The 14,060-nt window shown below is 69.6% G+C and carries 12 protein-coding genes and 3 pseudogenes; 11 read left to right on the top strand and 4 right to left on the bottom strand.

The window, feature by feature from the left end; translation table 11 throughout:
* Nucleotides 1–58: 58 nt before the first annotated feature.
* Nucleotides 59–1,675: a purple acid phosphatase family protein gene (locus ACFW3D_RS20710; protein ID WP_500505698.1), complete on the bottom strand. Its 1,617-nt coding sequence runs from the start codon at nucleotides 1,673–1,675 to the stop codon at nucleotides 59–61.
* A 334-nt stretch (nucleotides 1,676–2,009) separates the two neighbouring features.
* Between ACFW3D_RS20710 and ACFW3D_RS20715 the strand changes: the two genes are divergently transcribed.
* The 4 genes and pseudogenes from ACFW3D_RS20715 to ACFW3D_RS20730 all read left to right on the top strand — a co-directional run bounded on the left by ACFW3D_RS20715 (nucleotide 2,010) and on the right by ACFW3D_RS20730 (nucleotide 5,868).
* The gene (locus ACFW3D_RS20715) at nucleotides 2,010–2,162 is read left to right on the top strand and encodes a hypothetical protein (RefSeq protein ID WP_500505700.1); all 153 of its coding nucleotides are present in this window, start codon (nucleotides 2,010–2,012) and stop codon (nucleotides 2,160–2,162) included.
* A gap of 485 nt (nucleotides 2,163–2,647) precedes the next feature.
* Nucleotides 2,648–4,282, top strand: a complete 1,635-nt coding sequence (abc-f, locus tag ACFW3D_RS20720; protein ID WP_500505701.1) for a ribosomal protection-like ABC-F family protein — start codon at nucleotides 2,648–2,650, stop codon at nucleotides 4,280–4,282.
* A gap of 64 nt (nucleotides 4,283–4,346) precedes the next feature.
* Nucleotides 4,347–4,790 (top strand): annotated as a pseudogene (locus ACFW3D_RS20725) (ATP-binding cassette domain-containing protein); the annotation flags it as partial.
* Between the two features lie 406 nt (nucleotides 4,791–5,196).
* Nucleotides 5,197–5,868, top strand: coding sequence for an ABC transporter ATP-binding protein (locus tag ACFW3D_RS20730; protein ID WP_500505806.1), 672 nt, complete (start codon nucleotides 5,197–5,199; stop codon nucleotides 5,866–5,868).
* 374 nt (nucleotides 5,869–6,242) lie between these two features.
* Here the strand turns inward: ACFW3D_RS20730 and ACFW3D_RS20735 are convergent, their stop codons facing one another.
* Nucleotides 6,243–6,632 carry a hypothetical protein gene (locus tag ACFW3D_RS20735; protein WP_500505702.1) on the bottom strand — a complete coding sequence of 130 codons (390 nt, stop codon included), beginning with the start codon at nucleotides 6,630–6,632 and terminating at the stop codon, nucleotides 6,243–6,245.
* Between the two features lie 70 nt (nucleotides 6,633–6,702).
* On the opposite strand from ACFW3D_RS20735, the pseudogene ACFW3D_RS20740 reads away from it, so the two are divergent.
* The 3 genes and pseudogenes from ACFW3D_RS20740 to ACFW3D_RS20750 all read left to right on the top strand — a co-directional run.
* Nucleotides 6,703–7,347 (top strand): annotated as a pseudogene (locus ACFW3D_RS20740) (transposase family protein); the annotation flags it as partial.
* A gap of 93 nt (nucleotides 7,348–7,440) precedes the next feature.
* Nucleotides 7,441–7,827 carry a hypothetical protein gene (locus tag ACFW3D_RS20745; RefSeq protein WP_500505703.1) on the top strand — a complete coding sequence of 129 codons (387 nt, stop codon included), beginning with the start codon at nucleotides 7,441–7,443 and terminating at the stop codon, nucleotides 7,825–7,827.
* A gap of 42 nt (nucleotides 7,828–7,869) precedes the next feature.
* A pseudogene (locus ACFW3D_RS20750) lies at nucleotides 7,870–8,046 on the top strand (IS5/IS1182 family transposase); the annotation flags it as partial.
* 89 nt (nucleotides 8,047–8,135) lie between these two features.
* Here the strand turns inward: ACFW3D_RS20750 and ACFW3D_RS20755 are convergent.
* Complete coding sequence (locus tag ACFW3D_RS20755) at nucleotides 8,136–8,708, bottom strand: TetR/AcrR family transcriptional regulator (RefSeq protein WP_500505704.1); 573 nt, start codon at nucleotides 8,706–8,708, stop codon at nucleotides 8,136–8,138.
* A gap of 504 nt (nucleotides 8,709–9,212) precedes the next feature.
* On the opposite strand from ACFW3D_RS20755, the gene ACFW3D_RS20760 reads away from it, so the two are divergent.
* From ACFW3D_RS20760 to ACFW3D_RS20770, 3 genes are all read left to right on the top strand, one after another.
* Nucleotides 9,213–9,797, top strand: a complete 585-nt coding sequence (locus tag ACFW3D_RS20760; RefSeq protein ID WP_500505706.1) for a TetR/AcrR family transcriptional regulator — start codon at nucleotides 9,213–9,215, stop codon at nucleotides 9,795–9,797.
* A 104-nt stretch (nucleotides 9,798–9,901) separates the two neighbouring features.
* Complete coding sequence (locus tag ACFW3D_RS20765; protein WP_500505707.1) at nucleotides 9,902–11,251, top strand: MFS transporter; 1,350 nt, start codon at nucleotides 9,902–9,904, stop codon at nucleotides 11,249–11,251.
* 68 nt (nucleotides 11,252–11,319) lie between these two features.
* Nucleotides 11,320–12,078: an SDR family NAD(P)-dependent oxidoreductase gene (locus ACFW3D_RS20770; RefSeq protein WP_500505709.1), complete on the top strand. Its 759-nt coding sequence runs from the start codon at nucleotides 11,320–11,322 to the stop codon at nucleotides 12,076–12,078.
* A 164-nt stretch (nucleotides 12,079–12,242) separates the two neighbouring features.
* Here the strand turns inward: ACFW3D_RS20770 and ACFW3D_RS20775 are convergent, their stop codons facing one another.
* Entirely contained in the window at nucleotides 12,243–13,082 is an 840-nt protein-coding gene (locus tag ACFW3D_RS20775) for an SDR family NAD(P)-dependent oxidoreductase (RefSeq protein WP_500505710.1), read from the bottom strand.
* 112 nt (nucleotides 13,083–13,194) lie between these two features.
* Here ACFW3D_RS20775 and ACFW3D_RS20780 point away from each other — a divergent pair, with 112 nt between their 5' ends.
* On the top strand, nucleotides 13,195–14,043 hold the full coding sequence (locus ACFW3D_RS20780; protein WP_500505711.1) for a helix-turn-helix domain-containing protein: 849 nt from the start codon (nucleotides 13,195–13,197) through the stop codon (nucleotides 14,041–14,043).
* The last annotated feature ends 17 nt before the right edge of the window (nucleotides 14,044–14,060 follow it).

Below are 14,060 nucleotides of genomic sequence, written 5' to 3' on the forward strand. Positions count from 1 at the left end.
GGCCGGGACGACGTCCCGGCCCCAGGCGTTGACGGCTACTGCTGCCGGCCGCGGTGGGTCAGTGCCGGCCGTGGCCGCCGTCACTACGACGGCGTTGGAGCGTGAACTTCTCGAAGACCGACAGCTCACCTGTGGGCGTGATGATGTTGTAGTACGTGACGTGGATGCGGGTCATGTCACCGGGGTGACGGCCCGGGTCGACGGAGAACTCGGCGAAGCCGTACGGATGCTCCGCGTCGCGGACGCCGATCCAGACCGCCGTCTCCTTCTCCTTGACCGAGTTGTACTTGCCGACGTGCTCCATCTGGACGTACGCCGAGTGATGCCCGTGACCATCGGCGTCGTCGGTGGTGAAGCTGTTGTTGGTGATGCCGGACACGCCGCCACCGCCGAGGACCATGTGCGTGGTGCCGTGCTCGCTCTCGACCACGTCGAGTGCGGTCTGGCTCGGGTTGGGCGTGAGGGTGACGCTGCCGGGGACGACTCCGCGCACCGCCAACGAGCGCTCGTAGTCGTGCTCGTGGCCGCAGACCACCAGGTCGACGCCGTACTTGTCGAACAGCGGGCCGTACGCCGCGCGCAGCGCGAGATCGGCGCCGTTCGCGGCGGTCGCCGAGCTGATCATCACCTGGTGCATGCAAATGACGATCCAGTCGATGTCCTTCGAAGCCCGTGCCGACTTGAGCTCCTTCTCCAGCCAGGCGAGCTGCCGACCGCCGGAGTAGCCCTTGATGTAGATGTCGCCGCCCTCCTGCAGGGCGATCTCGTCGTTCTGCAGGGTGATCACCTTCACCGAGCCGACGGTGAAGGAGTACCAGAGGTTGTCGAGCTCGGGCTGGGTCTCGGTCGAGGGCAGCTCGAAGTAGGTCTGGTACGCGTCGAGACCGAGCTTGCCGTTGCCCAGCTCGATCTCATGGTTGCCCGCGGCCGGCATCCACGGACGGAATCGCGCCGAGCGGCTGTTGTTGGTGAGGAAGTCGCGCCAGACGCGAATGCGGTCGGGCCCGGTGTTGGCGTAGCAGAGGTCACCGTTGAGGAGGTGGAACAGCGGGCCGACCTTCTCGATGCCGGTGACGATGTCGGCGGCGGCGGGCGTGGCGTTGGGCTCGAAGTCCCGGCCCGATGCGTCGGCCGGGTTCGCTCCGGTCTTCCACGTCACACTGGGCGCGCCCTGGTCGCCGAAGCTGGTGAAGGTGAACGGAGCGCGGCCGGACGGCGCCGTGTGGAAGGTGCCGGCGTCGGGGGTGGCGCCGTCGTGCTGGGCCGCGTACAGGTAGTCGGTGTCGGCCTTGAGCTTGCTGATCAGCGCGTGATGGACCCAGACGGTCCGCCCGGAGGTGCCGTCCACGTAGGTCTTCGTCCTCGCGTGCACCGTGGAGCCGAAGCCGCCACTCAGCGTGCCGTAAACGACCCGGGGGTTCTTGACGGCCGCGTCGGTGACCCACGAGACGACCATCTGGCTGCGCGGGTCGGCGCCGAAGGTCAGGTGCAGGCCCTGGACGGGAGTGGTGGCCGAGCCGGTGGTGAGACCGGTGACCTCCGACTTCGACGGGACCGCCTCGGCGGTTCCGGCGCCGAGGACCAGTGGACCGGCGGCGGCGCCGGACACTGTCGCGCCGAACAGGCCGAGCGCGTTGCGACGGGAGATTCTGGTCTGCTTGGGTTCTTCGGACATTCCGGGGGCCTTTCGCGTCGTCGGGTGCAGCCGCACACCGACCGGACAGCAGCGCTCCGAACCTGACAGCGTGCTGCGGCAGGTCAGCGCTGCGCGCACTCACGGACGCTAGGAAGCACGGTCGACCGGAGCGGTGCGACAGGTATGAACGCCAGATGTCGGTCACCGCAACGGACGGCAATTCCCGCAGCGGCCTCGCCCTGTCTTGGCTAATGCCTCAGGGCGGTTGGGGTGTTCGGGCGCGCTCCCGTGTCGCGCGGCCGGCAAGTGGCGGGCAACCGGTCGGCATGCCACCGCACTCGACACGACCCAGCGCGAGGGCTGGGACTTCCTCATGGAGATGGATCCCCACTTCTCCGTCGCGTTTCCGGGTGAGGATCGCGGCAGGATCACGGTGGGAGTCGTCGAGGCAAAGGATGGAGCCCTCACGCTCATGGAGGCACCGGACTGGAACGGCTCCGTGAGCGTCACCTTCGACCTCACCTGAGTTCAGCCCCCGAGGGCAGGAAGCTGGTGGCCGGCCCATACCGTTGTTACCCCCAGTGACAACGGCTGTCTTGCCGTCGAACTGTCCCCTGATCAAGGCTCCTGTTCGGCGGAGGTCTGCGTGGCGCGGTTGCTTCTCCGTGCCTGACTCGCACCCGCCGCCGGCTCCCGCCGAAGTCGTGATCGCACGCCGAACGCCGCAGAGTTCCGGGCGCCGCCTGGTCGGCAGCGGGAACCGCCGATCGTGATCATGGCAGGGTCCGGAGACGGGAACGTGTTGTTATGCTGATGGCTGACATTGGACGGCAATGAGGAGTCACAGACGTGGTGGGTGACGACGACATCTCCGGGTGAGATCCGGATCTGACGGCCACCGGCCGGCGCTCAGGAGCGCTGCCGAGGTGGTCCGTTTCGTCGTACCCCTTCTCCCACGTCTGCCCAGGGCAGAGGTCTACGCTCTGCCCCCGTACCTCCGAGGTCATTTCCATGTCCGATGCCGCTGTCGTCTGCTCGAACGTCTCCTTCGCCTGGCCCGACGACACCCCCGTCTTCCACGAGCTGTCCTTTTCCGTCACACCCGGCCGTACCGGCCTGGTAGCGCCCAACGGCTCCGGCAAGAGCACCCTGCTCAAGCTGATCGCCGGTGAGCTGAAGCCCGCCACGGGCTCGGTGTCGGTGAACGGCACGCTCGGCTACCTCCCGCAGACCCTGCCCCTGACCAGTGACCTCACGGTCGCCGAGGTGCTCGGCGTCGCCGCGGTGATCCGCGCCCTGGACGCTGTGGAGTCCGGGGACGTCGACGAGAAGCACTTCGCCGCCATCGGTGACGACTGGGACATCGAGGAGCGCACCCGCGCCCAGCTCGACCGTCTGGGTCTGGCCGACCTCACCTTGGACCGCAGCCTGAGCACGCTCAGCGGGGGCCAGGTGGTCTCCCTCGGGCTCGCCGCCCAGTTGCTCAAGCGTCCCGACGTCCTCCTGCTCGACGAGCCGACCAACAACCTCGACCTGCAGGCCCGGCACAAGCTCTACGACGTGCTGTCGGACTTCAACGGCTGTCTGCTCCTGGTCAGCCACGACCGTGCGCTGCTGGACCGCATGGAACGCATCGCCGAACTCGGCGGCGACGAACTGCGCCTGTACGGCGGTACTTTCACCGAGTACGAGGAGGCCGTCCGAGCGGAGCAGGAGGTTGCCGAGAAGAACGTCCGCAACGCCGAGCAGGAGTTGAAGCGGGAGAAGCGGGAGCTGCAGCAGGCCCGCGAGCGCGCCGAGCGCCGGGCGAGCAATGCCTCAAAGAACCTGAAGAACGCCGGGTTGCCCAAGATCTTCGCCGGCAACATGAAGCGCGGCGCGCAGGAGGCCGCGGGCAAGTCCGGCACGATGCACGCTTCCCGGGTCAGCGATGCGAAGGCTCGCCTCGACGAGGCCGGGCGGGCCTTGCGCGAGGAGCAGCGGCTCACGCTGGAGCTGCCGGACACCCAGGTGCCGGCCGGCCGCAACCTGTTCCTCGGCGAGGGCATGCGGGTCCGCCTGGGCGACCACGAGGTGTTTGCGGCGGGCGGCGTCGACCTGAGCGTCCGGGGGCCCGAGCGCATCGCGCTGACCGGTCCCAACGGCGCCGGCAAGAGCACGTTGATGCGGCTGGTCACCGGGGTCCTGGCTCCGGACGGCGGGGAGATCAAGCGCAACGACGGGAGGATCGCGTACCTGTCGCAGCGACTGGATCTGCTGGACCTGGACCGCACTGTGGCGGAGAACTTCGCCGCGTTCGCGCCCGAGCGGCCCGAGGCGGAGCGGATGAACCTGCTCGCCCGGTTCCTCTTCCGGGGCGCGCGGGCCCACCTGCCGGTGGGTGTGCTCTCCGGCGGCGAGCGGCTGCGCGCCACCCTGGCGTGCGTTCTGTGTGCGGAGCCGGCGCCGCACCTGCTGCTGCTCGACGAGCCCACCAACAACCTCGACCTGCTCAGCGCGGGCCAGCTGGAGAGCGCGCTCAACTCCTACCAGGGTGCCTTCATGGTGGTCAGCCACGACGAGCGGTTCCTCGCCGAGATCGGGATCACCCGATGGCTGCGGCTGGCCGACGGGGTGCTCAAGGAGACGGGCGCACCGGTGGTGTGAGCCGCTGACGTGCGACCTGGTTGGCGTCCGAGGACGTCGCACCCGGCGGGCCGAGAACCGACCGATCCCGCCGGGACGTTACCCCGTACCTCGGCCCGCTCTGCTCGCCCACGACCTCGTCCGGACTCCGGGTGGACGTCGCTTTCTTGATGGTGTCTGCTTCACCGTCTCCCCCGGTCAGCGCATCGGCCTGATCGGGGAGAACGGCGTCGGCAAATCCACCCTGCTGCGGCTTCTCGCGGGCGTGGACGAGCCCGACGCGGGAAGCATCTCACGGCCCCGCGACGTCGGTTTCGTCCAACAGGAGATGCCATTCGACGCGCAAGTCACCCTCGGCGCCGTACTGGACGCGGCGTTGCGCGAGGCCCATGAGGAGCTCACGCAATTGGACCGGATCGGCGGCGGTCTCCTCGGAGCGCTCACTGGCGAGCAGGCCGGCCATCAGCATCAGCGCCAGACCCGCCAGGACGATCAGCTGCAGGGCGCTGATGAGCAGCGTCGAGCGGCTCACCAGCAGGGTGCGGCCCAGGCCTTCCGCCAGCGCGGACAGCTCGCTGCCCACCGTCGTCTCCCCGCTCAGCACGGTGTCGTCCAGCTGCCCCACCGTGCGGCGGACGTCCTGGCCGAAGCGGTCGAGCCGGGCGAGGTAACAGTGTGTTACGAATGGTCGACCAGGTCACCGCGGGGCTGGGCGGCAGCACACATTGCACCCACGCCACGACGTGACCCAGCTGCCCCGTGACCACTCGGAAGTGGGTGGCAGCCGATCGGATGTTCATCGCAATCTTAGGCCTGCATGTGTTTCCACTGTGTGAACAGGGGACCGCTTGGTGGCCCTTATGCTGACCGGCATGAGTGAGGGACTGCTGGAACGGCGTGAGGGCCCGGCGGGCGACGGGGCGGCCTCCGAGGCGATGGTCGTGGTCGAGGACCTGGTGCGCGCCTTCGGCACCGGGGACACCGCGGTGCACGCCCTGGGCGGAGTCTCCTTCTCCGTGGCGCGCGGGGAACTGGTCGCGCTCAAGGGCCGCTCGGGCTCGGGCAAGACCACCCTGCTGAACATCATCGGCGGCCTGGACCGCGCCGACGCCGGCCACGTCACCGTCGACGGCACCACCCTGAACGGCCTGCCCGAACGCGACCTGCTCGCCCTGCGCCGCGACCGCATGGGCTTCGTCTTCCAGTCCTTCGGCCTGCTACCCATCCTCACCGCCGCCGAGAACGTCGGCGTCCCCCTGCGCCTGCGCAACACCCCCCGCCGCGAACGCGAAGAACGCGTCAACCTCCTGCTCTCCCTCGTCGGCCTGCAAGGCCACGCCGGACAGCGCCCCGGCGAGATGTCCGGCGGCCAGCAGCAACGCGTCGCCATCGCCCGCGCCCTCGCCAACCGCCCCGCCCTGATCATCGCCGACGAACCCACCGGCCAACTCGACGCCGACACCGGCCGCGCCGTCATGGAACTCCTGCGCGCCGTCGTCCACAGCGAAGGCGTCACCGCCCTCGTCGCCACCCACGACCCCCAGCTCATCGCCCTCGCCGACCGCGTCCTCGAACTCCGCGACGGCCACATCACCACCACCGACTGACCCCACCCCACGCGGCGGCGGCGCGACCCGACGAGTTGGCCGCCTGGTACTGCTACGCCGCGAACCGGCCTGCGACATGGCGGCGTTCGGGCACGGGATGACCGTGTTGGGCACCGGCCGCCGACCGTGACCCCCATGATCACGTGGGCCATGGTCCCGGCCTCGATGCGCGGTCACCGCGATACGGGCGTCGACGCGGCGTCGCAGTACGACTCGGGTTCACGGGTGGGCAGCCCGCGGATACTCCCCCAACGAACCGGGCCACAGTTCCAAGGGATGCCTGCGGAGAGTGCGGGGTGGGCGGCGGCCGAAGCCACCGCGAGACGGTCAGGCGGCGGGCTGCCGGCCCTGGTTGTCGAGGTGGCAGCGGGCGGTCAGGCGTCGGGGTCGACTTCGGGGTGCGTGAAGCGCACGGGCTTGCGCAGCGACCGGGCGTAGGCGATTTCGGCTCGGGTGCTGTCTCCGATGTAGTCGCCGACCACGAGCACCTCATCAGCGAGCCGGATCTTCGCCCGGTGCAGATCGTCGAGTCGAACCTTCAGCGCCTCGGCCTCGGCAGGATCGGACCAGAGTTCGTGCGGCGACTTCATGTCACAGCCCGGTTTGACGACAATCTTTCCGGCTTCGGTCTGCCGCAGATCGGCCTCGTTCATCTCGGTCATGAAGCGCGTGGAGCCGCAGATCACGACGATACGCGGGAGGCTCAACAGCCTCTTCGCGTCGGCGAGCTTCTCCTCGGGGGTGAGCAGTTGCGGGTATGACACTGGTTCCCTCCTTGTGGTGTGGTCCAAGGGGTGCCTGCGGAACGAGAACGAGGGCGCCCAAGATCGTTTTGTGACGAACGACGTGGACCCCCTCGCGACAGCACCCTATGCGACGACCGACGACATGCCGAAGGAACATCCCGACCTGGCGCCGTGACGCCCACCGGTCGGCATTACGCCCCGCCCGAGCGATGCCGAACTGGTCGCCCTCGCCACGATGCAGGCCATACTCGGCTACACCTCCGAGGCCAAACGACTCCGCCATGCCCGTGCCCACCCGCGCCACCTCTTCCCCTACCTGCCCAAGCAGCTCGGCTACAACAAGCGGATGCGCAAGGCCGCCGGTCTGATGCGAAGCGACAATCGGATGGTGGCCATCACCACCTCGGTGTGGACCGACGACGTATGGGTCGTGGACTCCACCCCGGTGGAATGCGCCGCTCCCGCGAGACCGTCAAACGCTCCGACCTGGCAGGCTGGGGCGAATACGGCTACTGCGCCGGCCGCAGCCGCATCTTCTGGGGCCTGCGCCCGCACCCGATCTGCACCCTTCAGGGCCTGCCCATCGCCTTCGCCCTGACCGGGGCCAAGGCCGACGAACGCGAGACCCTCCTCGGCCCTCCCGGCAGCCCAATGCGAGCTTCGGCCAGAGCGCCCCCGACAGACTCTCTTCGGGGACAGGAACCACACCGGCCGTGGTTTCGAACGCGAGGTCCCCTAATGGCGCGTGAGCTGGTGCTTTGGTCGACGGTACGGTCGTGGGGTGGAGTCCGAGAGGTTGAACCAGTGCCCACTGCATGGAGTTGGCATGCATCCTGTGCACTTGGTTGGACGGCGCCTTGAGCGGGTGATCGTGTCTCGGCACCTGTATGACGCGGAGGCCCCGTCCGACCCGCTGGATGTGTGGTTGATCGACAGCAACGAGGTCGCCACCCGCATCACGACCGGCTCTGACTGGTGCCTGATCGTCGAGGCGTCTGCCCCCTACGAGGGATACGACATGGGAGGGCACGGCCGTATTGAAGTCGGACCGATCAGCGGTGAGACGCCATTTGCGGACCACCTCGGCGAGACGGTCCTGGCAGTGCGGGAAGAGGGCCCGGACAACGGGCGCCTTGCCCTGGAGATCACGTTTTCCTCCGGCCGGGTCCGGTGCGAGATGCGGGCCGGAGATCTCCGTCTGTCCACCGGATGACTCGTATGCCTGTGCCGGCAGAAGCCGTGTGAGGATCCTGCAGTGGCTGGTGTGATCACAGCGTCGGAACCGTCCTGGACAGCCCCGTTCACCGGGCAGAGCCCGCGCTGCTTCGGCAAGTTGTCCACCGCGTTGCGTCGCGAGGGGGCGGATGAGGTGCGACGGGGTCGGCCGTGGGGGTTGCCCCTGGAAGACCGGGTGGATGCCGACGCCCCGTACCGCGGGGTCGGCGCTGCGGGGCGCTGCGCATACGGCGCACTGACCCCTCGGGGCGTCAAGACGTTCAGGACACCCGGGTGGCGTACACGTCAGCCGGTCGCCGGTTGACCACTGTCGGCAGCCCTCGCCACCGCTGCATGTGCCGCCTGCAGGATCTGCTCCGACAAAGGCGTGCCTGCGGTGGCACGGGCGAGAAGTATGCCGCCGACGAGCGTGGCATAGGCGGCCAGGCCGGCGTCACCAGGCGCGATCCACCCCGCGAGTTCCTCGACGCCCCTGGCGTAGGTCTCCCTGTGCTCGGGCTCACGCGCAATGTCGCCCGCGAAACCGGCTGCGGGACAGCCGGTGCCGGGGCTGTCGCGATGCTCGACGGAGAAGTAGGACTCAAGCAGCGACTGCCACGCCGCCTGGTGCCCCCCAGCCTCGTGGTCGAGAGTCACGAGGTCTTGCAAATTGTCGGCGAACGCCTTGGCGGTCGCCTCGTCGACGAGCGCGGCCTTGGAGGCGAACTGCTTGTAAAAGCCGCCTTGAGTGAGTCCGATCGCCTTCATCACATCCGCAATGCCGACCTTGGCAACACCGTCCTCACGGAACAGCCGAGAGGCCGCGGCCACCGTTCGCTCCCGGTTGGCCCTCGCTTCTGCTTGCGAGACGCGACTCATTTATCACCCTCCGTAATGCCGACTGGTCCTCTGCCCCGTCGCGGCTGCTACGAAGACCAGCGGGCCGACACCCCGAGTTTAAGATTATGCCTGCTGTCTATCGCCTGCCACAGTCACTCCGGCCTCGCCCCGTGCGCAACTGCGACCGACGTCAACGGCGTATGCCCTTCATGCGCCCGGGTACTGATCAGAACGCCGCCGCGGGCCGGGTGGACGCCTCCTGGGGCCGCTTCACCGGATCACGCCATGCCGTTCCGGGGCAGTCCGCTCGCGCACCCGGTCGGCGGGGCGCCGCCGGGTGCCGGCCGAGTGCCCCGACCATCGCGCCGGCTGCGCCTGAGCCTGTCCGGCACTTCACGGCACCGACACGGCGAAGGCCCGTCTCACCATCCCCACTCCCTCCGTCGAGCGCGTGATCGCTGCTCCTGCCGCGCAGCCCGACAGGACGCCAGTCACCACGACAGCTATTTGACCGATCGTTCTAGATGGGCCTACATTCAGCGTGTGGGCAGGACCAAGGAATTCGATCCGGACGCGGTGTTGCAGTCGGCTCTTGAGCTGTTCTGGCGCCTCGGTTACGAAGCGACGTCGATGGCGGACCTCGTCGAGCATCTCGGCATCGGTCGCGCCAGCATCTACGCGACCTTCGGCAGCAAGCACGACCTGTACCTCAAGGCGCTGGACCGGTACGTCGAGATGCGCGACCCGCCCGTCATCGAGCAACTGTCCCAGCCGGGGCCGGCGTTGCCGGCGGTGCGTGCCGTGGTGCGCCGCTTCGCTGCGGAGGCCACTTCGCCGGAGGTACGGCTGACCGGCTGCTTCGTCACCAACACGGCCGCGGAACTGGCCCCGCACGACCATGCGGCCGCCCGCCGGGTGGAGATCAGCTGGGAGCACGTCGAGACCACGCTGTACTCCGCTCTCGTACGGGCCCAGGCCCAGGGCGAGCTCGCGGAGGACCGCGATCCGCGTGCACTGGCCCGATTGCTCCTCGTCCTGATGCAGGGCATGCGGGTCGTCGGCAAGGCGTCGAACGATCCCGCGCGGGTGCAGAGCGCGGCGGAGCAGGCATTGGCGCTGTTGGCCTAGTCGGTTGCATCGGGACGGACAGCCGGCCGCCCTTGCGCATGTGACTGGACTCGTACAACGCGCTCTAGAAATTGAACCGATCGGTCAAATAATTGGGGAGATCCATGGCCGCCCCCAGCACCGTCCGCGCCGCCGCCTCGTGGAACCGGCGAGCCTTCGTCCTCCTCGCCGGCGCGCAGACCACGCTCATCTACACGCTCTCCGCCATCGCCGTACCGCTGCCCGACATCGGCCGCGAGTTCGGTCTGGACCGCGCCGACCTGATCCTGCTCAGTGCCGCTTACGGGTTGTCCTTCGCAGGACTGGTGCTCTTCGGCGGAAGTCTCGCCGGCCGCTACGGCGGACGGCGTGCTTTCATCGCGGGACTCCTGCTCTTCGCCGTGGCGTCTGCCGCCGCCCCGCTCGCCCCGGGCATCGGGGTGCTGCTCGTCGCGCGCTTCGCCCAGGGTGCGGGCGCGGCCATCGTCGCGCCGGCCGCCATGGCCGTGCTGCGCACCGTCTTCCCCGCGCCCGCCGACTACGGCAGGGCCATGGCGACCTGGGGCGGGCTGTCCGTGCTCGGCGCAACGGCGGGCAACCTGCTCTCCGGCGTCATCGCGTCCCAGCTCTCGTGGCGCTGGGCCCTGGGCGTGCCCCTCGTGGTGGCGGTCACGGCCCTCGCCCTCACCCGCAGGCTGCTGCCGGGCACCACGCCGAACCGCGGCAGAGCGCTCGACCTGCCGGGCGCGCTGCTCGCCACCGCCGGGATCACCCTCGCCAGCTACGGATTCGTCGCCACAGACGCCCGGCCCTGGCTGTCGGCGGGCGTCATGGGACCGCTGTTCGGCGGGACCGCACTGGTGGCCGCGTTCTGGTACGTCGAGCACCGGGCCCGCGATCCACTGCTGCCTCCGAGCTTCCTCCTCGACCGGCGACGGGCGATGGCTTTGACGGCCACCGCTTTGAGCGCGTGCGGGACCGGGATGACGTTCGTGGTCCTCTCCCTTCACCTGCAGCAGGACCGCGGATGGTCGCAGCTGCAGACTTCGGCCGCCTTCGTTCCGTTCGCCGTGGCGTTGATCGCGTCGGGACGCGCGGCACGTCCGCTCATCGATCGGTACGGGCCCCGAGTCGTCGCGGCCGCCGGCCTCGGCACAGCCGCTGCCGGGCTTGCGCTCCTCGCGTTCACCGGGTTCGACGTGCACGCTCCCTACGCGTACGGATTGCTGCCCGGCCTCGTCGTGCTGCCGCTCGGGGCTGCCGCCTCCTTCGCCGCAGCCGCCGTACTCGCCACCGACGGTGTTCCCCACGAGCAGAGCGGACTCGCGGGCGGCGTCCTGAACACCGCGATGGAGCTGGGCCCGACTGTGCTGTTCGCCGTCCTGCTCACCCTGGGCAGCGACGCCTCGTCCCTGGCTGCGACCGGCGCTCTGCTGGCCGTTGTGGCCTTCCTGCACTGCCGCCGCACCAAGTAGGCCGGCGAATCACATCACCATCCGTCACACACGCCCCTGTCATCACACAACCCAAAGGAGTCACCGAAATGAACCGCTTCACCGGCAAGACCGTGCTCGTCACCGGCGCGGGCTCCGGCCTCGGCCGTGCGATCGCGATCGCCTTCGCCGCCGAGGGTGCGTCCGTGGTCGCGGCGGGCCGCACTGCGGCGCCTCTCGACGAGACGGTCAGCCTCATCGAAGCCACAGGCGGCACCGCCGCCGCCATCACCGCAGACGTCACCGACTCCGGACAGCTCGACACCCTCGTACGCAGGACCGTCGCCCGCTTCGGCAGTCTGGACGTCGCGGTCAACAACGCCGGCACCTTCCGCGGCGCCGTACCCGCCGGCGAAATCGAAGCAGACGACTGGGACGCGGTTCTGCGGACCAATGTCACCGGCGTGTGGCTGGCCATGAAGCACGAGATGGCTCACATGAAGGACAACGGCGGCGGCACCATCGTCAACATCTCCGCCAACCTGGGCGCACACCGGCGGATCCCGAACGCCGCCGCCTACATCACCTCAAAGGCAGCGGTCTCCGCGCTCACCCGCGCCGCCGCCCTCGACCACATCCACCAGAACATCCGTATCAACGCGGTCAGCCCGGGCGCCTCCGACGCGCCCATGTCCCTGCGCCCCGGCGAGACCGAGGCCGACCGCGCGGAGCGGATGAAGTCGGAGAACCCGCTCGGCCGGGTCGCGGAAGCCGAGGAAGTGGCAGCCGCAGTCCTGTACCTCGCCTCTCCCGCTGCCGGCTCGGTCGTGGGCGCAGACCTGGTCATCGACAGCGGCGCCTCGGCCTGACGAACATCCGCCCGGCCACGGCAACGAGGCACACCGACCGGGCTCGACGGCCTCGAAGGCCTGCCGCACCGTTTCACGGGTCGTGGCCAGGTCGCTGAACGGCAGCTCGGGCAGCAGCGGAACGACGTCGGCGAGTTACTCGTGGACGGTGCGGGTCATGGCGGTCACCTCCCCGCGGGGTTGCCCTGGGCGAGGCGGGAGATGTGGTCCCACTCCTCCAGCCCCGCGAGCCGGCCGGCGAACTCGGTGCGCAGCGCATCGAGGCCGCCCGCACCGAACAGCACTCGCAGCGGCGGCTTCGGGGCGTCGGCCACCGCCAGCAGTGCCGCCGAGGTCGCGGCCGGATCACCCGGAACGAAACCGCTCGCACGCGCACCGGCGTACAAAGCCTCCCGGGCGTGGGTGTAGGCCGGGTTGGGCCGCGACTGCGGAGAGGCCGCGGCCAGGTCGGTGGGGAACATGATCGGCTCGATCAGTGTGACGTGGATGCCGTACACCGCGACCTCGGCGGCCAGGGACTGGCTCATCGCTTCCAGGGCCCACTTGGAGGCCTGGTAGATGCCCAGCGCCGGGTAGGCGACCAGCCCGCCGATCGAGGAGACCTGCATGATCCTGCCGGAACGGCGCTCGCGCATCCCCGGCAGTACGGCCCGGGTCGTCCACAGCGCGCCGAAGTAGTTGACGTCCATCTGCGCCCGGGCCTGATCCGCGCCGACCTCTTCGACCGCGCCGTGGAGCATGTGCCCGGCATTGTTGACCAGGATGTCGATGCCGCCGAACTGCTGCTCGGCGGCATCGACCGCCGCGTCGACGGCAGCCCGGTCGGTGACGTCGAGTTCCAGCGGCAGCAGGCGGCTGCCGTAGCGGTCGGCGAGCGGCTTGAACACCGCTGCGTCGCGTGCGGTGGCGGCGACCTGGTCCCCGTGCTCGAGGACCGCCTCGGCCCAGAGCGCGCCGAGCCCTCGCGAGGCGCCGGTGATGAACCATGTGCGGGCAGTAGCCATGCGATTTCTCCGTACGTGAGTCGGTGCAGCCCAGCGTCGGTGGTCGGGCGCGCGATAGGCAGAGTGAGGTTGTCCCTGGCTACCGCTTCGCCGGGAGCACAGACTCTTCGTCATGGACACCCAGCAGCTCGCCCAGTTCCTCCGCATCCGGCGCGAGGCACTCAGCCCTGCCGACGTCGGCCTGGCCGCGGCCGGGCGGCGCCGTACTCCGGGGCTCCGCCGGGAGGAGGTGGCCGGGCTCGCGGGCATCTCGACCGACTACTACACCCGCCTCGAACAGGAGCGGGCCACGGCGACGCCGTCGGAGTCGGTGCTGCGCGCACTGACCCGCGCGCTGCGGCTGAGCCTGGACGAACGCGACCACCTCTACCGGCTGTGCGGCCTGAACGTGCCGGACCGCAGGCGCGGCGACCGGCACGTCGCCCCGGCCCTGCTGGCCGTCCTCGACCGGCTCTACGACGTGCCCGCGCAGGTGATGACCGACCTTGGTGACACGCTGGTCCAGAACCACCTCGCCCGTGCCGTGTTCGGTGACCTCACCGGCCGCAGCGGCCCCGAGGCGAGCATCATCTACCGCTGGTTCACCGACCCCGGCACGCGCTGCGGGTACCCGGTCGAGGACCACTCCTACGAGTCGCGGGCCCTGGTCGCCGACCTGCGGGCCGCCGTCGGCCGCCGCGACGACGACGCCGCCCGCACCCTGGTCGACCAACTGCGCGGCGCCAGCCCCGAGTTCGCCGCGTTGTGGGATCTGCACGACGTCGCCGTGATGCGGTTCCGCCGCAAACGGATCCTGCACCCCGAGGTCGGCCTGCTCGATCTGGACTGCCAGTCCCTGATCGACGAGGACCGCACCCAGGTCCTCGCCCTGTTCTCGCCGGTCGCCGGAACCGCGACCGCCGAGCGGCTCACCCTCCTCGGCCTCACCAGCAGGCCCCGTCAGCGCCGCGCAAGACCGTGAGCCCGGCGCCGGGGTTG

This window comes from Streptomyces sp. NPDC058864, from assembly GCF_042742985.1.
Classification (GTDB): domain Bacteria; phylum Actinomycetota; class Actinomycetes; order Streptomycetales; family Streptomycetaceae; genus Actinacidiphila.